The sequence below is a fragment of the Actinopolyspora sp. BKK2 genome (genome assembly GCF_011291845.1).
Classification (GTDB): Bacteria; Actinomycetota; Actinomycetes; order Mycobacteriales; family Pseudonocardiaceae; genus Actinopolyspora; species Actinopolyspora saharensis.
Genome location: NZ_JAANTE010000001.1, coordinates 263951 through 286356, shown reverse-complemented (window position 1 = coordinate 286356; position 22406 = coordinate 263951). Strand labels below are relative to the sequence as shown.

The following is a 22406-nucleotide window of genomic DNA, read 5'->3' as shown; positions in this document are numbered from 1 at the left end:
GGGAGGTCTTCGGGTGTCCGGTAGTTCGTTCGTTGTCGCAGCCGGGACGCAGTCGGTGGGAACCGGCTGGTTGTGGGCGGTGAGCATCGCCGCCCTGATCGCTCTGCTCGTCGCTGATTTCGCCATCACGCACCGCCCGCACGAGGTGTCGTTGCGCGAGGCCGTCGGCTGGTCGGTGTTCTACCTCGCCCTACCCGTGCTGTTCGGGATCGGCCTGTGGTGGTGGACCGGCACGGACCAGGCGCTGGAGTTCTTCGCCGGGTTCGTGGTGGAGAAGTCGCTGTCGGTGGACAACCTGTTCGTGTTCATGCTGCTGCTGACGGCGTTCGCGGTGCCGAAACCACTGGTGCAGCGGGTGCTGCTGTACGGCATCGTCGGCGCGCTGGTGCTGCGTGGCGCCTTCATCGCGATGGGGGCGGCGCTGCTGCAGGCGGGCACCTGGGCGTTCCTGGTGTTCGGGGCGATCCTGTTCGTCACCGCGGTCAAGATTCTGCGTGAGGCGCTCGGCGGGGAGTCGATGGAACGCGACGTCTCCCAGATGCGGTCGGTGCGCCTGTTGCGCAAGCTGATGCCGGTCACCGAGGACTACCGCGGCACCAGTCTGACGGTCCGCTCGGCGGGCAAGCGCGCGCTGACACCGCTGGCCGTGGTCGTGGTGGCGGTGTTCGCCACCGACGTGGTCTTCGCGGTGGACTCGGTCCCGGCCGTGTACGGCATCACCGAGGACCCCTACCTGGTGTTCACGACCAACGCGTTCGCGCTGCTCGGATTGCGCGCGCTGTATTTCGTGCTGCAGTCGGCACTGGGTAAACTGGTGCACCTCAACCACGGGCTCTCGCTCATTCTCGCGTTCATCGGTGTGAAGTTGATGCTGCACTGGGCACACGGGCTCTGGCCCGCTGTTCCCGAGATCTCGACCCCGGTCTCGCTGTCGGTGATCGTGGTGATTCTCGGGGTGGTGACGTTGACCAGTCTGCGTGCCGGGCGTCGTTCCGTGGAGAAGGAGACGGCGAACGGGGGCTGAGCATGCTCATCGACGTTCTCGTCGAGGTCGGTATCACCGTTTTCGTGGTGCTGACGCTGTTGATCAGTTGCGTGGTGCTGGCCGTGGCGCGGCCGCCGCGGTCGTCGTGCAAGCCCTCGGCTGCCCGCAGGGGAGGCGGGCACCCGCTGTTCCCGCGGGGATCCTGACCTCGACCGGCCGGCAACCCCGGTGGGGCCGGCCGGTCGGTGTTCCCGCTCGACCGCGGGCCGCGCTGCGGGCTCGCGCGCATCCCGCGGAGCTGCCGGGGCTCTCGTGGTGGTGATTGTCCGGACCGTCATGGTCGGCTGCGCTAGGTGGTCATCGCCGCGATCCGGCGCGCACACCGCTGCGGTGTCACCGGTGGTGTTGCACTCTGTCCCACCACCAGGCGATGGAGGGCACGGCGGAGGGAGGGCCTGCAGTGTCGTCCGAGGGCGTGTCGGTGCAGGTCGGCCTCCGGTGCTGCGCCTCGGGCGCGCTCGCCTCCGGCGGGGTCGAGTCGGTGTAGCGCGGCACCCGCAGCGCCCAGTCGATGTTGCCGCGGATTCCTCTCCCCAGGCAGGTCAGGTAGGTGCGCAGTGCGTCACTGGCCTGCGGGAGGAGTTGCGCGTGCAGCCGCAGGTACAGCTGCATGATTCGGTCGCGGAGCCCGACCGCCTCGAGCAGAGCCCGTTGCAGGTCGTGGCCTTCGTGCCGGATCAGCACGTTGATGATGTTCTGGTCGGTGTGCTGCTGCTGGAGCTCTCTGCGGTAGGAGTGCAGGTCGTTGTCGAGACCGGCGGTCAGCAAGGCCGCCTCGGTGGCCGCACGCACCGTCGGGTGGTCCATCTCGCTGTCCGGCACCTCGGCGCCGTTGCCGATTTCCAGCAGCGCCATGGTGGGAAACCCTCCGCAGCTTCCCAGACGCATGGTGATGTAGTCGTCGAGCCCGGGCATCTCGTTGCGGGCCTGGTTGCCGATCTGCCAGGCGACCGCGTGCAGCCAGGCCCGGTGTGCGTCGATGAACCGGCGCACCTGCGTGGGGGTGGCCAGCTCGCGCATGGTCAGTCCGATGTCGTGCAGCGCGCCGAGGTAGGGGTCCTCGGCGGTGTCGACGCTGTGCGGGGCTTCGAGGACGCGTTGCACGCGTCCGGCCACCTGCACGAATCGGTCGGGGCGGTCGGACAGCGGCCCGCGGTCGCAGCGAACGTCGTCGAAGGCGAAACCCCAGTACACCCACTGGGCCGCGAGCAGGACGTTGTCGTCGATCCCGCCCGGCGCAAATCGTGAAAAGAATTCAGCGCTGTTGGTGCCGATGACCCGGCTTCGCTGGGCCTCGTCGTCGTAGATGCCGACCTTGTCTATCCACGCGATGGCCCGTTTCTCGATCATGTCCACTTCCGGGTGAAGCGCCGGTTCGATCGGGCAGTAGAACGGTGGCATCTGGAAGCGTTCGCGGGGGTCTGTCACGGACTCTCTCCTCGTGGTGTGAACACCGGGGTGGGCAGTTTTCCCTGCGCACATGCATTTTGTGCACTTCGGTGCCCGGATTTTCGACCGAGCGGGAATGCAATCGGATCGCGTGCGCACCGGGCAAAAATTCGCCGTCTTTTCGTCTCTACCACGAGCTTTGTCACGGCGACAACCAAGTTGCCCCGCGGAGCGCAAAAAGAATTCCCTCACTCTTTTCAGTGAAAGTCACGCTTTGGTGTTAACTTTCGTTGCTCGAATGCGAGTTCACTGGAACGGGTGTCCACGTTCCCGATGAGGCGCTGTTAGTGTCGCACACGTCGAACTCGAGTGCAGGAACACCAAAGAATCGGATTCTTGTGCGTTGTTCGCCGTTCGTGTCGTGTTTTCCAACGGCGCGGAAGGGGCGCGTTCCGTGAGCGACACTGCGCGAATCGGAGGGGACCATGCCAACCGGACACACCGTCGACCGAACGGCGGTCGACGGGACAACCAACCAGGCGCACGCCTCCGCCGCGCTGCACCTGGACCGGATTCGGGGGGATGTGGACGCGGCGCTGGGACAGTTCATGGACGCGCAGGCCGGCAGGGCTTCCGATGACTGCCTGCCTCCGCTGGTCGAGGTGATTCGCGGCTTCGTCACCGGTGGCAAGCGGCTTCGTCCGTTGTTCTGCGTGTGCGGCTGGGTGGCGGCGGGAGGGGATGTCGCCACACCGGCGGTGTTTCGCGTGGGAGCGGCGCTGGAGCTGTTCCACGCGTTCGCCCTGATCCACGACGACGTCATGGACGCCTCGGCGTACCGGCGCGGGGCCCCCACCGTGCACCGGCTGCTCGCCGAACGGGCCGGTGAGCACAGCGGTGTGGCCACCGCGCAACGCTTCGGGGAGAGCGCGGCCATCCTGGTCGGTGACATCTGCCTGGTGTGGTCGGACGAGCTGCTGCACGACTCCGGCGTCTCGCCGGAGCGGCTCAGCGATTCCCGCAGGCTGCTCAACGCCATGCGCACCGAAATCATGGCCGGCCAGTATCTCGACGTGGAAACCGGCGAGTCCGACCTCGCCGCGGAGCTCGACCGCGCGTGGCGCGTCATCCGGCACAAGACGGCGGCCTACACGGTCGCGCGTCCGTTGCAGATCGGTGCCGCGTTGGCCGGGGGCGAGGACGCGTTGCTGCAGGCCTGCGACGCGTACGGCTATCCGCTCGGCGAGGCCTTCCAGCTGCGCGACGATCTGCTCGGCGTCTTCGGGAACCCGTCGGTGACCGGAAAGTCCGATCTCGACGACTTGCGGGACGGCAAGCGCACCGTACTCGTGACGCTGGCCCGACAACAGGCCACACCGGATCAGAGCGCCGCGCTCGACGAGCTGTACGGCGACCCCGAGCTGGACGAGCGGGGCGCCGCTCGGTTGCGCGAGGTGATCAGGCAGACCGGTGCCGAGGACGTGGTCGAGGACATGATCCGCGTTCGACGTGACCGTGCCCTTGAGGCTTTGGAAGGGGCCCCCATGACGGAGCCAGCTCGGCGCAGTCTGGCCGAGCTGGCTGAGACGGCAACCCGTCGCCAGCGCTGAAGGACGGGTTGGCCGCATCCGCAGTGAACCGATATCCACTGGAAAGGAGACTACCGTGTCCAAGAGGAACTGTGACAACGACACGCTGGATACCATCAAGGATTTCGTCGGCAACGTGGCCGACGACGCCAAGACGGCCTTCGACGAACTGCTCGACCGGGACGACGCGGGCGCTGCCGGCGCGGTGCAGCAGGGTGTCTCCGGGGCCACCGGCGCAGTGAGCGGCGCGGCCGGTGCCGCGAGCAACGTCGCTAGCACGACGGCGGATCTGACCAAGCTGCCCGGTCAGGTCGCCGAGCTGACCGAGTCGGTCAGCTCGTTGGTCAAGGCCATGGAAAAGGTCCCCGGACTCGGCGCCGCAGCGGGCGCTGCCGGGCAGGCGGGCGGCGCGACGGGCGCGGCCAGCGGGCTGGCCGAGTCCGCGGGCAAGGCCGCCGGGGGGCGGTGAGCAGCCGCCCCGGCGGGAAAGTCGGCGTGAATGGCGCGGATCGGCCGGGACGATGCGAGGCGTTCCGGCCGATGCCGGAACCGTCCCGGACAACTGGTGAGGAACACCGAATTTGAGCATGCACCGTCTTCGGCTCGTCTCCGAAGTGCTGGGCGGGCTTTTCGCGAACGAGGTGAGTCGGGCGTTCGGTGGGTCTCGTGGGCTCGGCAGTGACGCCGACCCGGTCGGACGTGAGCAGCAACGAGCGCGGGAGGTGCGTCGGGGGCTGGAGCGGCTGGGCCCGTTCTACATCAAGGTGGGCCAGATCCTGTCGACACGTCCGGACATCGTCCCGCCCACGATGATCGGCGAGCTGGAAAAGCTCCACGACCGGGTGTCGGCGTTGCCGTTCAGCCACTTCGAACCCGTCCTCGAGGAGGAGTTGGGGCCGGACTGGAAGGAGCGGTTCCTGCACGTCGAGATGCTGGACCCGTTGGGTGTGGCTTCGCTGGCGCAGGTGTACGCGGTCACGCTGCGGGACGGGCGCCCCGGCGTGATCAAGATCCAGCGTCCGGGGATCCGCGACACCGTCACCGAGGACATGCGCATGATGCGGCGGGCGGCTCGGATGTTCGGGCGCTGCGCGCCCCGGTTCAATGCCGTGGTCGACGTCGAGGCGATGCTGGGCGTGCTGTTCGACGCCATGCGTCCGGAGCTCGACTTCACCGTCGAGGCCTCGCACATGGACCAGGCCAGGAAGGCGGTGCAGGGGTTCCGCACCCTGTCGGTGCCGGACGTGGAGTTCTGCACCCCGCGTGTTCTGGTGCAGTCGCTGGCTCCGGGGAAGTCCATCGGTGAGATCGACCGGGCGCAGCTGCCGGAGCGGGAGCGTCTGGACATCGGTGAGGAGCTGCTGTCGTTCACCTACCGGGGCTTCTTCGTCGACCGCATGTTTCACGCGGATCCGCACCCGGGCAACATCTTCGTGCAGCCGGGTGGCCAGGCGAGCTTGATCGACTGGGGCATGGTCGGCCGCGTCGATCGGCGCACCAGTTTGATGATCATGCTCGTGCTGTTGAACATCGCCCAGAACGACGGCTACGGGACGGCCAAGGCCTGGATCGATCTCGGATACGCCACCCCGTGGGCCGACGTCACGGCGTTCATGTCGGACATGTCGGCGCTGACCCCGAAGATCTCCTCGGCCTCGTTGGAGGAGCTGAATTTCGGCGTCACCCTGACCGCGGTGCTGGAGCGGTCCACCAAGCGCGGCATCAAGACCAATCCCGTCATTTCCGTGCTCGGCAAGGCTTTCGGCAACATCGAGGGCTCGGTGCGGTGCTTGGCTCCCGAGCTGTCGTTGACCGGTGTGTTCCAGGAGCAGATGAAACGCATCATGCTCGACCTGGCGGGCGAGCACTTCTCGCTGACGCAGGCCGCGCGGACGGTCACGGAGTTGATGCTCGGGGTCGGCGCCGCCCCGGAGCAGGCACGCACCCTGGCTCGGGATCTGTCCAACCGGGATTTCGGCGTCAACATCGGGCAGGACCGTTCCGCCCGTTCCCGGCCGGATGCCCTGTCCGCCGGGCTGCTGTCGCTGGGCGGTGCCGCGCTGTGGCTGCAGAACCGGCGTGGGAACCGATCGTGACGCGGTTGCCCGGCGGGGCGCTCGGGGCTATCCGTCTTGCGGACTCGACGTCGTCGGACGCCAGCGTCGCATCCCCACTGCGAACCCCACGGTCAGGCACGCGAATCCCCCGAGGAGCCAGAAGCTGCCCTGCTCGCCCGACTCGAACAGCGGCGGAATGCGCAACAGCACCACCGACGCCGACACGGCCGTTCCGGCCAGGCTCACCACGAACAGCCACGTCCTTTTCATCCTCGTCACCGTAACCGAAGCAGCGGTGCCGGCGAAGGCGTGCGCCGGTGGTCACGAGCGCCCTTCCGTGACCGCCCTGGTGCGGGCAACGTTGCTCACCGGAACCGATCCGCCGGAACCGGGCCGTGTGCGCGGTGAGCGGTTGTACCGTCCGGGTGCGCTGTTCGGTGCACCAGGCAGGAGGTGGTTGCGGTGACCGGGAGTTGGCGGGACGTGCTCGGCCGGACCAACGAGCTGGCTCAGCAGTACCTGGAGCAGGCCCCGCGGCGGGCGGTGGCCCAGCCGGCCCCGATGGAGCAGCTGCTGCAGAGACTCGGGGGGCGCCTGCCCGAGGAACCCGAGGATCCGGTCACGGTGGTCGAATCGCTGGCGCGGGCGGCCGATCCGGGGCTGGTGGTGACCAACGCAGGCCGCTACTTCGGGTTCGTCGAGGGTGGGGTTCTGCCTGTTGCGCTCGCGGCGGACTGGTTGGCCACGACGTGGGACCAGAACGCGGCGTTCTACGCCCTGTCCCCGGCAGCAGCGGCGGTCGAGGAGGTCTGCCGGGGCTGGTTGTGCGAACTGCTGGGCTTGCCCGAGCACGTCTCGGCAGGGTTCACCACCGGCGCCCAGATGGCGAACCTGATCGGGCTCGCAGCCGCTCGACACCACCTTCTGGCCGAAGCCGGGTGGGATCTCGAGGCCGACGGCCTGTTCGGCGCTCCCCGCATCACGGTCGTGGTGGGGCGGGAACGGCACGCCACCGTGGACCGCGCACTGCGGGTGCTGGGGATCGGCCGGTCCAGTCTCGTCGAGGTCGCCACGGACGCTCAGGGTCGGATGCGTCCCGATCGTCTCGCCGCGGCCCTGGCCGATGCCGCAGGCGCAGGCCCGCTGATCGTGTGTGCCCAGGTGGGCAATGTGAACACCGGTGCTTGTGATCCGATGCGCGAGGTCTGCCGACTCGCGCACGAGCGAAACGCCTGGGTGCACGTCGACGGCGCGTTCGGGTTGTGGGCCGCTGCCGCCCCGTCGCTGCGGCAGCTGGTCGACGGGGTGCAGGATGCGGACTCGTGGGCGGCCGACGGGCACAAGTGGCTCAACGTCGCCTACGACTGCGGGATCGCGTTCTGCGCCCACCCGCGGGCCCATCGGGCGGCGATGAGTCTGTCGGCGGCCTACCTGGACGACGCCGGCGAGCGGAACGGGGCCGACTGGACTCCGGAGAGTTCGCGACGGGCGCGGGCTTTTCCGGTGTGGGCCGCGCTGCGCGGACTGGGGCGGGCCGGTGTGGTCGAGTTGATCGAGGCCTCGTGTGCCCACGCGCGCCGCTTCGCCGAGCTGCTGTCCGCAGATCCCCGGGTCGCGGTGCTCAACGAGGTGGTGCTGAACCAGGTGCTGGTTCGGGTCGCCGCCGACGACGAGCGGACCCGTCGGGTGGCGGCCGTCGTGCAGGCCGAGGGCGCGACCTGGCTGGGAACAACCGTGCGGGACGGGGTGACCGCGTTGCGGATCAGCATCTCCGACCACGCCACGGGGCCGGCCGAGGTGGCCGCGGCCGCCGAGCAGGTGCTGCGCGCCGCCCGCCGGGGGTGAGGCGCTGGTTTCGGTGCGGACGCGCTGCCGGACGCAGCCCTGCCGGGGGCCTTCGTCGCCCCGCCCGGGGTCACTGCCCGGGGGTGGGGAAGTCCTCGCTCATGCCGATGGCTCGCATCGTGTGGGCGAGGTGCTCGTGCAGGCAGCGTTTGGCCTCGGCCGCGTCACCGTCGCGGAGGGCGGTGGCCAGGCGGGTGTGCTGTTCGGTGACGGTGGCTCGTCGGGGCGACTCGTGGGTGCGGGCGGTGGCGGTGATGCGTAGCTGTCGTTCGCGCAGCGCGCTGTACAGGTCGGTGACCACCGGGCTGTCGGCCGCGGAGACGATGCGGGCGTGGAAGGCGCGGTCGGCTTCGTGCATGTCCGCATCGGAGAGTCCGGTCGGGTCGCAGGCGGGGTGTTCGAGCAGCTCGGCTCCGATGCCGGTGAGCTGCTCGGCCGGTGCGGAGGCGAGTTTGTCGATGGCGAAGCTCTCCAGCGCCAGTCGTGCCTCCAGCAGGGAGCGCGCCTCGGCCGGGGTGATCGGCACGACGAGCGCGCCGCGTTTGGGGTACAGCCGCAGGAATCCTTCGGCCTGCAGGTGCAGGAAGGCCTCGCGCACGGGGGTGCGCGACATCTCCAGGGCTTGGGCGATCTCACCTTCGGACAGCAGGTGCCCGTCCGGATAGCTGCCGTCCAGCAGACCGGCTTTGACGTGTCGGTACGCGCGGTCGGCTGCGGGTTGGCTCGCCGCCGGTGGTGCGGAGCTGGTCAGGGGCGTTGATACCGAATCCGAAGGTGTTGTGTTCGACACGGTGTCATCCTACTTCCGAGCAACTTGTATTTAAGATGTATACAAGTTTGGAGGTGGGTGTGCGCGCCACGATCGATCAGTCGAGTACGTCCCGGACAACCCCTCGTGCGGAGTTTCCCGCACCACTGCGGCGCGCGTGGTTCGTGTGGTCGGTGGCAGCGGCCTGCTACTTCGTGGCGCTGTTCCACCGCTCCAGCCTCGCCGTGGCGGCCGACGCCGCCACCGAGCGGTTCTCCACCAGCCCGGCCACGCTGTCCGTGCTGTCGGCGCTGCAGCTGGCCATCTATCTGGCGCTGCAGATCCCGGCCGGGGTGCTGGCCGACCGGATCGGGCCACGACGCATGATCACCGCGGCGACGCTGGCGCTGGCGGTGGGCTCGGCGGTCTTCGCGGTCAGCGCCTCACTGCTGGGCGGGCTCGCCGGGCGGGCGCTGATCGGATTCGGCGACGCGTTCCTGTTCACCAACGTGCTGCGGTTGGCGGCCCACTGGTTCTCCGCGGACCGCTTCGGCAGGGTGGCCGCGGTGACCGGGCTCGTCGGCGGAATCGGGCAGCTGGCCGCCACGGCACCGCTGAGCACCTCGCTGCGGATGCTCGGCTGGGTGGGCACGTTCTCGGGCGCGGCTGCGCTGACCGCGGTGCTGGCGCTGTCGGCCTGGACGATGCTGCGCGACCGGCCCAACGGCCCCGCCGGACACGCCGAGCGCGCGGAGGACACGGCCGGAGCCGAGCTCCACGAGCGGGTGTCGGCCTCGTTGAAGGCGGTGGTGACCCGCAGCGGCACCTGGCACTCCTTCTGGGTGCACTTCGTGATGATGGGCCAGTTCGTGGCGGTGACCGTGCTGTGGGGACCGCCGTGGTTGATCGAGTCGCAGGGCTACGATCCCGCCGCGGCGAGCAGTTGGGTGCTGCTGTGCGTGGGGGGATTCCTGGCCGGATCGTGGCTGTGCGGGCAGTACGTGGCCGGACGGCCTCGGCGCAGGCAGCGCTTCGCGTTCGTGCTGTCGATGCTGGTGGCGGTGACGTGGCTGGTGCTGATCGGCTGGCCCGGTGTGCTTCCCGCCGCGTTGTTGACGGTGCTGCTGCTGATCATCGGCGTGGCCGGGGGCTCGGCGATGCTGGCCTTCGACGGTGTCCGCGCCGCCAACGCAACCCACAGATCGGGCCTGGCCGTGGGCACGGCGAACATGGGCGGTTTCACGGCCGCCGTGCTGATCCAGCTCGCGGTGGGCGGGATACTGCGACTCGCCGCCGACCTGCCCGCGGGCCCGTCCTACAGGTTGGCGTACCTGCCGGTGCTGGCGCTGGTGGTGCTCGGCACGCTGGGCCAGCTGCGGCAGCTGAGGCTGATGCGGCGGGAGCAGCCCGCCGCCAGCACCACCTCCGGGTGAGCCCGCCACCGTGGTGGGGCGGTCTCGTCGGTCACGGGATCCGCCCCACCCCCACGTAGCCGTACCGGCAGCTGCGCTGGTACTCGTCCAGGGCCTGCTGTTCGGGGCTCCAGTCCGGGTAGTGCACGATGCCCGGATCCACGAGCTCGGTGCCGGAGAACCACCCCGCCACCTCGTCGTAGCTGCGCAGCACGAGCTGTTCATCGGCGTGCTCGTAGGAGGCCACGACCTGGTCGATCTCGCGCTGCAGGTCGGGGGGCAGGTCGTCGTCGCTGGCCTGGGACAGCGCCAAGTAGCTGCCGGAGGTCAACTGGGAGCGGTAGGTGGCCACGAGATCGCCCGGTTCGTCGGCGGGGCCGATGAACAACAGCACCCCGACGATCAGCAGCCCCACCGGTCGGGAGAAGTCCAGCAGTTCGACGGTCTCGGGGTGGTTGAGCACCGACTCCGGGTTGCGTAGGTCCGCCTTGATGATCGTGACGTTCGGGTTGTCGGCCAACTCCACCCGCGAGGTGTTGTAGGCGATCGTTTCGTAGTCCACGTACACCACCCGCGCGTCGGGGGTGTACTGCTGGGCGATCTCGTGAACATTGCCGACCGTGGGGATGCCCGATCCCAGGTCCAGGAACTGGTCGATGCCCATCGAGGCCATGTACTGCACGGCGCACCGCAGGAACGAGCGGTTCAGCTGCGCGCCCAGCGACCAGCGCGGTGCGCTGGAACGGATCCGTTCGGCCAGTTCCCGGTCCGCGGCCGTGTTGTGACTGCCCCCCAGGAACACGTCGTACAGCCGCGCCGAGTTCGGGCGGTCCACGTTCAGCTCGTGAGCGCTGTTGTCCATGGTTTCCCCGTGTCCGCGTGATGCGTTCGATCTTGCCGCCGAACACCCTACGTACCGGCCGTGTCGCTGAACAGTAGTGCTCCAGCGGGGCCGTCCGGGGGACGGTTCGCCCCTGCTGTCCCCGCAGCGGGTGCGCCTCGCCGCGTCCCGCTGGTCGGAGCCGTTGCCGGCCGGCCCCGACGCACCGAGCTGTTCAGCGGACCCACTGGTAGCGGTGCTCGGGCCGCCCCGTCGACCCGTAGCGCATCCGCAGCTCGGCCTGCCCGTCGGCGCACAGGTGCTCGAGGTAGCGCCGCGCGGTCACCCGCGCGATGCCGGCGCGTTCGGCGAGCTCCACGGCCGACAGGTCGGACTCGGCTGCGCGCAGCGTCTCCGCCACGAGCTGCGCCGTTGCTGCCGTCAACCCCTTCGGCAGGCTCGTGCGCGTACTCGCCCGCCGCACCCCGAACACACGGTCCACATCACCCTGGGTGGCCTGCTCCACCCCTGCGAGCTTGTCGTGCACGGCGGCGAAGCGGTCCAGCTGCTCCCGCAGCGCACTCAGGTCGAACGGTTTGAGCAGGTAGTACATCGCACCGCCGTGCAGCGCGGCGCGCACGTTGTCGATGTCGCGCAGCGCGGTGATCACCAGCACGTCCACGGGCGTGCCCTGCCCGAGCTCGTCCGGTGAACGTAGTCGCCGCAGCACGTTGATACCCGAGGTGTCCGGCAGGTAGAGGTCGAGCAGGACGAGATCGGGTTGATGCTCGACGACGGAGCGCAGCGTCTCGGTGCCGGTGTGGGCGACGCCGACGACCGTGAACCCCGGCACCGTTTCGACGAAGTCCCGGTGGTTGCGCGCCACGCGCGCGTCGTCGTCGACGACGAGCACCGACAGCACCGAATCTCACCTCCCGCTCGAGGTCCGGACGGGAAACTGCGTCCGGACGGCACGGCGGGCGCCGCGGTCGGCGACGCCGCCGACGTGCTACCGCGCATCCTCTCGTACCGGCAGGTAGGTAGTGAACACGGTCTCCTCGGTGGTGTCCACCTCCACCGACCCGTTCCACCGTTGGACGGCTTGCCGCACCAACGCGAGCCCGAATCCGCGATAGCTGTCCGCGCCGTGCTCCTTGGTGCTCACCCCGGCCGCGAACATCTCCTCGACGTTGGCAGGCCCCGGACCCGAGTCGGTGACGCGGATCTCCAACAACTGCTCCTCCGGCCGGTGCAGCAGCACGAACAGTTCCACCCACCCGGATCCGCCCACGGCCTCGAGGGCGTTGTCCACCAGGTTGCCCACGACCAGCAGCACGTCGTCACGCAGCTGCCACGGCAGTTCCCGCGGCACGTCGCTGAGCGCGGCCAGCTCGAACTCCACCCCCTGCTCGGAGGCCTGCGCCGACTTCGCCAGCACGAGCGCGGCCAGCGCGGTGTCGCGGACACGTTCGGACACGGAGGCACTCGCCCGGCTCGTCGTGGCGGAGAGCTCGGACAGGTACTGGCGGGCTTCACCGGCCGCTCCGAGGTCGAGCATGCCGGTGACGGTGTGGATGCGGTTGGCGAACTCGTGGGTCTGTGCGCGCAGACCGTTGGCCATGGTGCGCACACCGTCCAGCTCACCGCCGAGCCGCACGATCTCGGTGTGATCGCGCAGCGTCACCAGCCTGCCGGTGTCGTGCTCGCCGATGCGCACCGGCCGAGGGTTGCACACGAGCAACCGCCCGCCGAGGGCGAGGAACACGTCCTGGCGAGCGTCGTCGCCACGCAGCACCTCGCGCAGGTGCTCGTCCAGTTCCAGCTCCTCCGGGGTGCGGCCGACGCAGTCCTGCGGCAGTCCGAGCATCTCGCGGGCCGAGTCGTTGGCCAGCAGCACGGCGCCGTCAGCGTCGACGGCCAGCACACCTTCGGAGATCGCGTAGAGCAGCGCTTCGCGGCCCTCCAGCAGCTCGGTGATCTCGGCCGGTTCGAACCCGTGCGTTTTCGCGCGGATCCTGCGGGAGATCCACAGCGCACCACCCGCACCGAGAGCGAGAGCCAGCAGCAGGGTCGTGCCGATGGCGGGAAGCGTGTGCGAGGCGGCCAGCGTGACGCGTGAGGACAGCACGCCGACGGAGACGTAGCCGACCACCTCGCCCGCGTCGTCGCGCACCGGCACCCGGGCGCGCAGCGTGAGCCCGGCCGGACCCCACTCCCTGCCCGTCCACGTGTTGCCGGCCAGCACCGGCGCCGGGTCGGTGTGCGGGCGACCGCCGATGGCGCGCGGGTCGGGGTGCGAGTGCCGGATGCCCTGGGCGTCGACGATGACGACGTAGCGGAAGTCGGAAGCGCGGCGGAGCGTCTCGGCCAGGGAGGCGATCTCACCGCGGTGCTGCGGATCGGCGAGGTAGCCGCGCACTTCGGGCAGCGCCGCCACCGATTGCGCCATGGTCATCGCGCGCTGCGTGTACTCGGCGCGCACATCGCGGTATTCGTGAAACGTCCACAGTGCTCCCGCGGCGACGAGCGTGACGATCAGCAGCACCGTGTTCGCGAGGAACAGGTAGCGGGTCAGCGAAAGGCGTGCGCGGCGACGAAATCGTTTCGTCATGGTTGCGACACCGTTCGTGACAAGGGGTTTCGCGAGACCAATACGACCATTACCGATCCAATGCACACAAAGCTCGTGATCCGGGCCACGTGCGGTTCAGGATGTCGCAAATCGTCGTACACCGGGGTGACACGCAACTCCCGGTGCAGTCGATCAGCGAGTTCCCGAGTGACGCACGTAGGAGAGTCGAACATGCTCAGCATCATCGGCTTCGCGATCATCGCGTCGATAGCGACGCTGTTGATCCTCGGCCGAATAGCCCCGGTCGTCGGGATGACCGTGATTCCCACGATCGGCGCCTTCCTGGCGGGTTTCAGTCCGAGCGACATCGGCGGGTTCTTCGACTCCGGGTTGGAGTCGGTGCTCGACGTCGCCGTGATGCTCGTGTTCGCCATCCTGTTCTTCGGCATCATGAACGACGTCCGCCTGTTCAACCCGCTGATCAACGTGATGGTGCGGGTCAGCCGGGGCAACGTCGTCGGCGTCGCCGTGGTCACCGTGCTCATCGGTGTCGTCTGCCACTTGGACGGGTCCGGGGCGACGTCGTACCTGATCGCGATCCCCGCCCTGCTCCCGCTCTACAAGCGGCTCGGCATGAGCCCGTACCTGCTGATGTTGCTGCTGAGCACCAGCATGGCGATCCTGAACATGCTGCCCTGGGGCGGCCCCGTCGGGCGCGCCGCGGCCTCGACCGGGCACGACCCGGTCGCACTCTGGCACGGTTTGATCCCGCTGCAGGCCGTCGGCGTTGTGCTGCTCATGGGCATGGGCGCGCTGCTCGGGCTGCGGGAGCAGCGGCGCATCGCCCGCCGCACCCCGGGGCAGGTGCTCGCGATGGCTGGATCCGGCTCCGCGGACGGTCCCACCGGCAGCGGCGCGCCGACGTCCGGCTCCGCGGACGTCGCCGGCGGCACGGCCGAGCCCGAGGAGGGCGCCGGCGAGCCGGAGAAGCTGCACGGACCCTACCGGCCCTGGTTCAACGGCCCGCTCGTGCTGGCGGTGCTCGGACTGCTCGTCGCCGACGTGCTGCCCTCCGGGATGGTGTTCATGCTCGGCCTCAGCGCCGCGCTGGTGGTCAACTACCCGAAGGTCTCCGACCAGATGGAGCGGATCCGCGCGCACGGTGGTGGGGCACTCGGCACCGGCGCGATCATCCTGGCGGCCGGATGCTTCTTGGGCATTCTTACCGAGTCGGGCATGCTGCGGTCGCTGGCCAGCGACATGATCGCGGTGCTGCCCGATGCGGTCGTGCCCTACCTGCACCTGATCGTCGGTGTGCTCGGCATGCCGTTCGAGCTCGTGCTCAGCACGGACGCGCACTACTTCGCGCTGCTGCCGCTGGTGCACGACGTGTCCACCCAGCTCGGCATCGGATCGGTCACCGTGGTCTACACCGTGCTCATCGGCAACGTGATCGGCACCTACATCAGCCCCTTCAACGCCTCGCTGTGGCTGGGCATCGGGCTGGCCGGTGTGGACATGGGCAAGCACATCCGGTACTCGTTCCTGCCGATGTGGGCCTTCAGCCTGGTGATGCTGCTGGCGGCGGTGCTGCTCGGCGTGATCACGCTGTAGCGCCCGCTCCACGCACGTGCTTCCCCATCAGAGCGGGGCACGCGGCCGAGCCGCCGGCCCCGCTGCTGGCTGGGGCTGGTCGGCGATACCGGTCACGATCACCACCGTGGCGTTCGCCCGGAGCGGGGTATCCGATAGGTGAGGGTTCGGCCCGGCCAAGCGCCGGGCGCTGAGCCCGCTGTTTTGGTCCAGCTTCACCTCCACAGACGCTTCCACCTGGACATGACCACACGCCTCGACCTTGCGAGTCCGTCTCGTCGAGAGGTCGGCTATCGGGAAGCAGCTGTGTCTTCAGCTCGGCCACTGGTGATCCGGTCGGTCACGAACTCGACTCGGGTCGCTACCTCAGCCCGAGGCAAATCGATGACTTCGTATCCGAGCTCGGTGTAGATCTCGACCATCGCGTCATAGGTCCGCTCGGCTTCAGCCAGGTCCTGGCGGCGTTCGCTGTCCTGACTGAAGATCTCCGGCCAGGGCGGGGCGATGAACACCTGCCGGTGGTAACGGAAGAGCTCGGCCGCGGCGGATGCATGCGCCGGAACGGAAAGCCCGGCCAGCCGCAGGTAGCCCAGCACATCGGGCACGGCCCGGTCGAAGAGCACCACCTCGGTGCGCTGCTGCGCCCACCGGTAGGAGCGCATCTCCCACGACAGCATCAGCTCAGCGAACAAAGCCTGATCCGCCCACGGCAGCGCGGAACCACCAATCGTCATCTGATCTTGAATCACACCGCGACCCGCTTCGACGGTGCTGGTCAACCCCTGATGACCGAGCCTGTTCAACAGCGTGGTCTTTCCAGATCCCGGACCGCCGGTCACCACGACGAACCGGTCAAAGTCGCCGTTCATCACAGCGCCATACTCCCAGGACCTCCTCGGACATCTCAGCTGTGGATCCCTCACGGGAGACGGTTTCAGCAGTTGAGTGGTACGCGGTCGTTGCTTCAGTCAGGAGCCGAGCGGCCGGGTACAGCCGCTGCTGGACAGCAACGCCATCACCGTCCCGTCCTCGGACTGCCTCGACACGGCAGCGATGCTAGCGACCACCCCGAACCACCGAAGCCACTTCGAGGATCGTCGATCGAGACCACTTCCTCTCGTCCTCGCCTGGCTCCTCACACGGGGCCGGGCGAGGACTCGTGGTAGTGAACCAGTACCCACTGGTCGTCGCGTCGCCGCGCGATGGCCGTGATCCGGATGTCCACTTCGAAACGCTCGTCGCTTGCTGCCTCTCGTCCCGCGAAGCGGAACCGGAAGAATACGCGCCCGCGATCTCCTGCGGCCTCGACCGACAGATCGGTGACCTCCGCAGTGTCCACGCTCCCCACGGGGTCAAGCGTCTCCCGATAATACCGCGCGATCTCGCCGCGGGTCCGCAGCGGGCGGGCTCGTTCCCCGGCGACGTAGACGAGGGCCTCCTCATCGCCTGCCCACAGCCCGGTGAGGAGCTCGGCGTCTGCAGCGGCGAACCCCTGGCTGAACCGCTCCACCAGTCCGATCAGCTCGTCGTGACCCGCCATGGCGTCGACCTCGGCCGCCGTTATGAGCGTCCGCCCCACGAGGCCACCGCGCTCGAAAGCCGCATGGGCCTCGGCCGCACCCTCGAGAGGGAAGATCGAACCGATGACCGGTCGGACCCGGCCAGCGGCGGCCTCGCCGAGGACTCGTTCGGTGAGCCTGCGAGTCGCTCCGCTGCTTCCGAGGTGAACGACCTCGGTGCCGAACAGGGTCACGTCACGTCGGCGGGCTTCGTCGGGTTTCGGTCCGGGCTTGCCGCTGTAGCTGAGGTAGCGACCACCGCTGGTGATGACCTCGAACGCGGCGCAGCCGGTGGTCTCGCCGACCCCGTCGAGAACCACGTCCACGGATTCACCGAGCTGGACCGTCCAGTCGCTGCTCGCGGCGTCGACGACCCGGGTGGCCCCGGCCGCGGTCGCCGCCGCAAGCTGCTCAGCACCCCGTGCTGCGGCGACGACGGTGCCACCGGCGAGGCGGGCGAGCTGCACCAGCATCAGGCCCAGACCGCTGCCAGCCGGCACGACCAGCACCCGCTCTCCAGGCCGGATCGCGGCGGCCTCGATGAGGGCGAGCGCCGTGCGCCCGTCGTGGACCAGGGCGGCGGCCGCGGCGAGCCTGAGACCGTCGGGCACCGTGACGAGATCCTCGGCGGAAACGGCGACTCGTTCGGCGTAAGCGCCTTGCGTGCCCGTTGTGGTAACGACGCGGCGCCCAACCAACTGTCGGTCGACGCCGTCCCCGACCGCCACCACCGTTCCCGCGACACCGTCACCGGGCACGTACGGGGGTGCGACCCCGAAGGACTCGGCGGCGTCGCCGCTGCGGATCGCGATGTCGAGGCCGAGCACGTCGACAGCGTGGACCGCGACCACTGCCGCCCCGACCGCCGGCTCCGGTGGGTCCAGCTCGACCCGCTTCAGGACCTCCGGTCCACCGAACTCTTGTGCCTGGACCGCTCGCATTCGGTCACACCTCCGTAGGGTCGTCCTCGTCACTACGGACTCACGGTGAGACTTCGACGATGCTTGAAGTCAAGGCGCGGCAAGAGACGAATCCGGACAGCCTCACGTCAGACCTCGTCCCACGGGGGCCTGCCGGTCATATCGCATCGTTGTAGTTACTTCGTGCGGTGAACGTTCCGGTCGCGTCGGGGGCTGAAACGTAGGCGCGCACACCGTGAGCGCCACGATCACCGGCTACACCCGCTGCTCCACCCCTCAGGAGCTCCGCAGAAGTGCCGGACCCGGGCGCGGCCGTTCTCCCGCCGCAGCGACCGCGGTTGCCCCGTGCGGAGGTACCGGACCGGACCCGTTCGCCCCAGTAGTGAGGGCAGAACGGCCACTGTGACCCGAGGGCGCGGCGCTCTACTCTCAGCGGGAAAACGTTTTCTCCTCGTTGACGAAAGAGCCGATGTTGATGTCTCGCGTTTCGTTACGCATCCGCAAACATCTGTACGCGGCGGGGGTGTGCGCGCTGACCGTGCTCGGCACGGTGCTGGTCGCCCCCGCTTCTCACGCCGAGGTGGACGTCCCCGAGGCGCAGGGCGAGCAGGCGGTCGGGTCCACCATCACCGTCGAGGGCACCATGGACGGGGAACTCACCCGGTACTACGGGGAGGGCGATCTCGGCGACGGGGGCCAGGACGAGGGCCAGCCGCCGATCTTCGAACTCGCCGACGGCGCCACGTTGGAGAACGTGATCATCGGTGCGCCTGCCGCCGATGGCATCCACTGCGAGGGCTCGTGCACACTGCGCAACGTGTGGTGGGAGGACGTCGGTGAGGACGCGGCCACATTCGACGCCGACAGCGCCTCGGCGACGATGACCGTGCAAGGAGGCGGGGCCCAGCTCGCCGAGGACAAGGTCTTCCAGGCCAACGGGGCCGGGACCATGACGATCAGCGATTTCCAGGTCGAGGACTTCGGCAAGCTGTACCGGTCCTGCGGAAACTGCAGTGACCAGACCGACCGCCACGTGGTCATCGAAAACGTCACCGCCACCGCACCCGGGCTCTCCCTGGCCGGGATCAACACCAACTACGGAGACACCGCCGAGTTCTCCGAGATCACGGTCATCGGTGACTCCGAGATGGAGATCTGCGGCTGGTACGAGGGCAACGAGGACAGCGGCGAGCCCGAGAAGGTCGGCAGCGGACCCAGTGACAACTGCCGCTACGACAGCTTGGACATCACCTTCCAGTGAGCCCGATCGCCGACCGCGCCCCGCTGGTCGACACCGCGCCATCGGGGCGCGGTACGGCGCCCGGCACGAGCGTCCGAACGGCCCGCCGGAGCACGTGGTCACGTGCCCCGGCGAGCCATCGCGGGGTGTGCGCCCCCTTCCGGAAACGCGGTCGGACGGATCCGGTCTGCAGATGAACGAGTGCGACGGGTGCCGTGCAGGAACACCACCGGCTCACCGCCGCCACCCCGAAGCAACGGTTCGCGGCGATCGTCGACGCCCTGCAGCGGTGGTGGGACACCGAGGGCCACTATCGCGACAGGGCGCAGGTCGACGCCGCTGTCGAGATCACCGACGCCGACCACCCCGCCCTCGCCGCGATCACCCGACACAAGACGCACCTCGGCCAACACCTGACCGAGCTCACTCGCGAGGCCGGGGTGGTCGATCCCGAACGGGCCGCGGCGGACATCGTCGTGATCTACGAGGGCACGATCACGGCGCTGCTGCTGCGGCTCGTGTCCGAACCCCTGCAACGAGCGCGCCGCCTGACAACCGGACTGCTGCCCGAGCGCGCGAGCGGATGAGCGAACTCGTCCCGCGCAACGGGTGCCGGCACGACGGGCGAGGGTACCGCCGGCCGTCCCGACGCGCCGCGCGGTCGGGGAGTGTTTTTCGGCACGCGCCCGCCCGGTTGTGACAGGACGCACCGCGGCCGAACACGAAGCCGCCGCGGCGGCTGTGCGCACCGAAGGTGCCGGAGCCGGCCACTCGGTCAGGAGCACCGAGCACGGTACTCCAATGAGATGAATTTCCTTCATTGTTAAATGTGAGCCCCGACAGGGGTTAGCATTGTCAACAATCGGCGTTTCGGTGGTGATCGACAGGTCGTTGCGCACGCCCGTTCGGGCCGACTTGCACGAAAGGGGTTGTCGGTGACGCGTACCGTGAGTGCGAATGTTGTTGCTCCGGCACGCGTGACCTCGCCCCTCGTGGCGCGCAGCGGTCGTTGGCCCACGAGACGTGGTTTTCCGTCGTGGGGACCTCGGGTGCGTGGATCCGTGCGGTTGTCCGGCCCGGATGCCGTGCCCGTGGCCGCCACGGCGTCGGAGACGGCGCGCAGACGTGGAACAGCCACCCTCGGCTCGAGCCCATCGGCGCCCGAGCCGAGGCGGGCGGACCACAGCCGTGGCGCCGCATCCACCCCGCCCCGCGGCCCGGGGTGGGGACCTCGAATTGACGAGAGGGTGCGAGATGTTGGGAGTCGACGAACAGAACCAGGCCGGGGAGTTGGAACCGGTTCAGCGGAAATCCACGGCGGCGATCGTGGCCGACCAGCTGCGTTCGGCGATCATGTACGGATCGCTGGCACCGGGCAGCCAACTCGGGGAGGCCGATCTCGCCGCCCAGCTCGGCGTCAGCCGTGGGCCGCTGCGGGAAGCGATGCAACGGCTCGTGCAGGAGGGGTTGCTGCAGAGCGAACCCCACCGGGGTCTGTTCGTGGCCACGATGGAACCCGAGGACGTGCACGACGTCTACGTGGCCCGGCTGGCGGTGGAACGCACCGCCTGCGAGCAGATAGTGCGGCACCACAGGATCGACGCGGTAGCCGAACTGACCGCCGCGCACGCCAAGATGGTCGCTGCCGTGGCCAAGGACGACAGCGCGGGACTCACCGAGGCCGACCAGGAATTCCACGAAACCCTGGTGGCGGCTTCCCGCAGTCCTCGACTGCAGCGGATGGCCCAGACACTGCTGGTGGAAAAACGCATGTGCCTGGGAGCTCTCGTCGACACCTATCCGGCTGACACGCAGGCCCTGGTGGACGAGCACAAGGGCTTGGTGGACGCGATCGAAGCCGGCGACGAGCAGCTCGTGCTCAGCCGCTTGGAAGCGCACATGAACGACGCCCTGGAACGGTTGACGTCCTCGCTGGAGGAGTAGACGCGCCCGCGCACCCGGGCTCGAGCCGGCCCGGGTGCGGTGGCGCGTCCCCGGGTGGTCACAGACCGCCGACGGCCACGTACTTGGTCTCCAAGTACTCGTCGATGCCGACCTTGCCGCCTTCCCGCCCGATGCCGGAGTGCTTGACCCCCCCGAACGGGGCGGAGGCGTTGGACACCACCCCCTGGTTGAGCCCCACCATCCCCGCCTGCAGGTTTTCGCTGATCCGCAGCGCACGCTGCACGTCCCTGGTGTAGACGTAGCTGACCAGGCCGAACTCGGTGTTGTTGGCCGCGGCCGTGGCCTCGTGCTCCTCGGTGAAGGTGGTGATCGGAGCCACGGGACCGAAGATCTCCTCCCGATTCATCCGAGCCGAGGAAGGCACCCCGGTCAGCACCGTCGGCAGGTAGTAGTGGCCCTGCCCGTCACCCCGGCTGCCCCCGGTTTCCACCCGCGCGCCCTCGGCGACCGCGTCGTCGACGAGTTCGACGACCTTGTCGAGCTGGTTCGCGTCGATCAGCGGGCCCACCTCGACCCCGTCACCGACCCCGCGGCCCACGCGCAGCGCCTCCATCCGTTCGGTGAGCTTGCGGGTGAACTCCTCGGCGACGCCGTCGTGCACGTAGAACCGGTTGGCCGCGGTGCAGGCCTCGCCGACGTTGCGCATCTTGGCCAGCATGGCCCCGTCGACGGCGGCATCCACGTCGGCGTCGTCGAACACCAGGAACGGCGCGTTGCCGCCGAGCTCCATGGACACGTTCAGCACCTGCCCGGCCGACTGCTCGATCAGCTTGCGCCCCACGGGCGTGGACCCGGTGAAGGTCAACTTGCGGGCCCGGTCGTCCTCGATCATCGGGCGCATCACCGAACCGGCGCTGCGGGCGGTGACGATGTTGAGCACCCCGTCGGGCAGGCCGGCCTCGGTGAGGATCTCGCCGAGGGCCAGCATCGTCAGCGGCGTCTGGTGGGCCGGTTTCATCACCATGGTGCAGCCCGCGGCCACGGCGGGACCGATCTTGCGGGTTCCCATCGCCATCGGGAAGTTCCACGGGGTGACCATCAACGCGGGCCCGACCGGCTGACGCAGCACCAGCACCCGGCCCTTGCCGTTCGGGGCGACCGTGTAGTCCCCGTCGATGCGCACGGCCTCCTCGGCGAACCAGCGGAAGAACTCGGCCGCGTAGGTGATCTCGGCGCGGGACTCGGCCAGCGGTTTGCCCATTTCCAGGGTCATCAACAGCGCCAGGTCCTCGTGCCGGGAGGTGATCGTTTCGAAGGCCCGCCGCAGAATCTCGCCGCGCTCCCGCGGGGGATGGGCTGCCCAGGAGGGCTGGGCCCGGTCGGCGGCGGCCAGCGCCTCCAGCGCGTCCTCGGAGGTGGCGTCGGCCACCGAACACAGGGTCGCCGTGGTGGACGGGTCCTCGACCGGGAACGTGCCGCCGCCGGTGGCGGGGCGCCACTTGCCGTCGATGAGGAGCTGTTTGGTCACGTTGTCCACCACGGTGCTTTCCCGCGGGTCGCTCGACTGATCATTGACGCTCATGGTGGCAGGATGCCCTTCGATATCGACGACGAACAGGAGCCGCCGCCGATGATCCCATCCGCGGCGACACCAGCGGGGCAGCGCGGTCTTCGCGTGTTGCCGGCGCCCGCCCGGGCAACACCGGCGGACC

Annotated in this window: 20 protein-coding genes; 11 read left to right on the top strand and 9 right to left on the bottom strand. The window is 69.0% G+C overall.

The features are described 5' to 3' along the window. Window positions 1-13: 13 nt before the first annotated feature. Together G9Q41_RS01335 and G9Q41_RS01330 are read left to right on the top strand one after the other, a co-directional pair. On the top strand, window positions 14-1024 hold the full coding sequence (locus G9Q41_RS01335; protein ID WP_092521567.1) for a TerC/Alx family metal homeostasis membrane protein: 1011 nt from the start codon (window positions 14-16) through the stop codon (window positions 1022-1024). A 2-nt stretch (window positions 1025-1026) separates the two neighbouring features. After that, a complete protein-coding gene (locus G9Q41_RS01330) occupies window positions 1027-1191 on the top strand; it encodes a hypothetical protein (protein WP_165631544.1) in 165 nt (54 codons plus the stop codon). 187 nt (window positions 1192-1378) lie between these two features. On the opposite strand, the gene G9Q41_RS01325 is transcribed toward G9Q41_RS01330, so the two are convergent. Beyond that, entirely contained in the window at window positions 1379-2473 is a 1095-nt protein-coding gene (locus G9Q41_RS01325; RefSeq protein WP_245695625.1) for a hypothetical protein, read from the bottom strand. A 446-nt stretch (window positions 2474-2919) separates the two neighbouring features. Between G9Q41_RS01325 and G9Q41_RS01320 the strand changes: the two genes are divergently transcribed. The 3 genes from G9Q41_RS01320 to G9Q41_RS01310 all read left to right on the top strand — a co-directional run bounded on the left by G9Q41_RS01320 (window position 2920) and on the right by G9Q41_RS01310 (window position 6119). Next, on the top strand, window positions 2920-4044 hold the full coding sequence (locus G9Q41_RS01320) for a polyprenyl synthetase family protein (RefSeq protein WP_092521569.1): 1125 nt from the start codon (window positions 2920-2922) through the stop codon (window positions 4042-4044). A 55-nt stretch (window positions 4045-4099) separates the two neighbouring features. Next, window positions 4100-4492: a hypothetical protein gene (locus G9Q41_RS01315; protein ID WP_092521571.1), complete on the top strand. Its 393-nt coding sequence runs from the start codon at window positions 4100-4102 to the stop codon at window positions 4490-4492. A 118-nt stretch (window positions 4493-4610) separates the two neighbouring features. Continuing rightward, window positions 4611-6119, top strand: coding sequence for an AarF/UbiB family protein (locus G9Q41_RS01310; RefSeq protein ID WP_165631718.1), 1509 nt, complete (start codon window positions 4611-4613; stop codon window positions 6117-6119). A gap of 27 nt (window positions 6120-6146) precedes the next feature. Here the strand turns inward: G9Q41_RS01310 and G9Q41_RS01305 are convergent, their stop codons facing one another. Then, on the bottom strand, window positions 6147-6350 hold the full coding sequence (locus G9Q41_RS01305) for a hypothetical protein (RefSeq protein ID WP_092521573.1): 204 nt from the start codon (window positions 6348-6350) through the stop codon (window positions 6147-6149). 192 nt (window positions 6351-6542) lie between these two features. Here G9Q41_RS01305 and G9Q41_RS01300 point away from each other — a divergent pair, with 192 nt between their 5' ends. Next, window positions 6543-7925, top strand: coding sequence for an aminotransferase class V-fold PLP-dependent enzyme (locus tag G9Q41_RS01300; RefSeq protein ID WP_207630412.1), 1383 nt, complete (start codon window positions 6543-6545; stop codon window positions 7923-7925). A 70-nt stretch (window positions 7926-7995) separates the two neighbouring features. Here G9Q41_RS01300 and G9Q41_RS01295 read toward each other — a convergent pair whose 3' ends face one another. Then, complete coding sequence (locus tag G9Q41_RS01295; RefSeq protein ID WP_092521575.1) at window positions 7996-8715, bottom strand: GntR family transcriptional regulator; 720 nt, start codon at window positions 8713-8715, stop codon at window positions 7996-7998. Window positions 8716-8867: 152 nt separating this feature from the next. Here G9Q41_RS01295 and G9Q41_RS01290 point away from each other — a divergent pair, with 152 nt between their 5' ends. After that, window positions 8868-10106: an MFS transporter gene (locus tag G9Q41_RS01290; protein WP_347567439.1), complete on the top strand. Its 1239-nt coding sequence runs from the start codon at window positions 8868-8870 to the stop codon at window positions 10104-10106. 31 nt (window positions 10107-10137) lie between these two features. Here the strand turns inward: G9Q41_RS01290 and G9Q41_RS01285 are convergent, their stop codons facing one another. From G9Q41_RS01285 to G9Q41_RS01275, 3 genes are all read right to left on the bottom strand, one after another. Beyond that, the gene (locus G9Q41_RS01285) at window positions 10138-10947 is read right to left on the bottom strand and encodes an SAM-dependent methyltransferase (RefSeq protein ID WP_092521579.1); all 810 of its coding nucleotides are present in this window, start codon (window positions 10945-10947) and stop codon (window positions 10138-10140) included. A 193-nt stretch (window positions 10948-11140) separates the two neighbouring features. Then, entirely contained in the window at window positions 11141-11827 is a 687-nt protein-coding gene (locus tag G9Q41_RS01280; RefSeq protein ID WP_092521581.1) for a response regulator, read from the bottom strand. Between the two features lie 87 nt (window positions 11828-11914). After that, entirely contained in the window at window positions 11915-13516 is a 1602-nt protein-coding gene (locus G9Q41_RS01275) for a sensor histidine kinase (RefSeq protein WP_165631545.1), read from the bottom strand. 192 nt (window positions 13517-13708) lie between these two features. Here G9Q41_RS01275 and G9Q41_RS01270 point away from each other — a divergent pair, with 192 nt between their 5' ends. Beyond that, window positions 13709-15091, top strand: a complete 1383-nt coding sequence (locus tag G9Q41_RS01270; RefSeq protein WP_165631546.1) for a citrate:proton symporter — start codon at window positions 13709-13711, stop codon at window positions 15089-15091. Between the two features lie 269 nt (window positions 15092-15360). On the opposite strand, the gene G9Q41_RS01265 is transcribed toward G9Q41_RS01270, so the two are convergent. Next, window positions 15361-15939: an AAA family ATPase gene (locus G9Q41_RS01265; protein ID WP_092521587.1), complete on the bottom strand. Its 579-nt coding sequence runs from the start codon at window positions 15937-15939 to the stop codon at window positions 15361-15363. Between the two features lie 266 nt (window positions 15940-16205). Next, window positions 16206-17570 (bottom strand): zinc-binding dehydrogenase, encoded by a 1365-nt coding sequence (locus G9Q41_RS01260; protein ID WP_165631547.1) that lies wholly within the window; start codon window positions 17568-17570, stop codon window positions 16206-16208. Between the two features lie 448 nt (window positions 17571-18018). Between G9Q41_RS01260 and G9Q41_RS01255 the strand changes: the two genes are divergently transcribed. From G9Q41_RS01255 to G9Q41_RS01245, 3 genes are all read left to right on the top strand, one after another. Continuing rightward, a complete protein-coding gene (locus G9Q41_RS01255; protein ID WP_347567440.1) occupies window positions 18019-18810 on the top strand; it encodes a pectate lyase in 792 nt (263 codons plus the stop codon). Between the two features lie 194 nt (window positions 18811-19004). Beyond that, window positions 19005-19376 carry a hypothetical protein gene (locus tag G9Q41_RS01250; protein ID WP_165631548.1) on the top strand — a complete coding sequence of 124 codons (372 nt, stop codon included), beginning with the start codon at window positions 19005-19007 and terminating at the stop codon, window positions 19374-19376. Between the two features lie 667 nt (window positions 19377-20043). Further along, the gene (locus G9Q41_RS01245; RefSeq protein WP_017974870.1) at window positions 20044-20733 is read left to right on the top strand and encodes a GntR family transcriptional regulator; all 690 of its coding nucleotides are present in this window, start codon (window positions 20044-20046) and stop codon (window positions 20731-20733) included. A gap of 58 nt (window positions 20734-20791) precedes the next feature. Here the strand turns inward: G9Q41_RS01245 and G9Q41_RS01240 are convergent, their stop codons facing one another. Continuing rightward, window positions 20792-22276 carry an NAD-dependent succinate-semialdehyde dehydrogenase gene (locus G9Q41_RS01240; RefSeq protein WP_165631549.1) on the bottom strand — a complete coding sequence of 495 codons (1485 nt, stop codon included), beginning with the start codon at window positions 22274-22276 and terminating at the stop codon, window positions 20792-20794. Window positions 22277-22406: the final 130 nt, after the last annotated feature.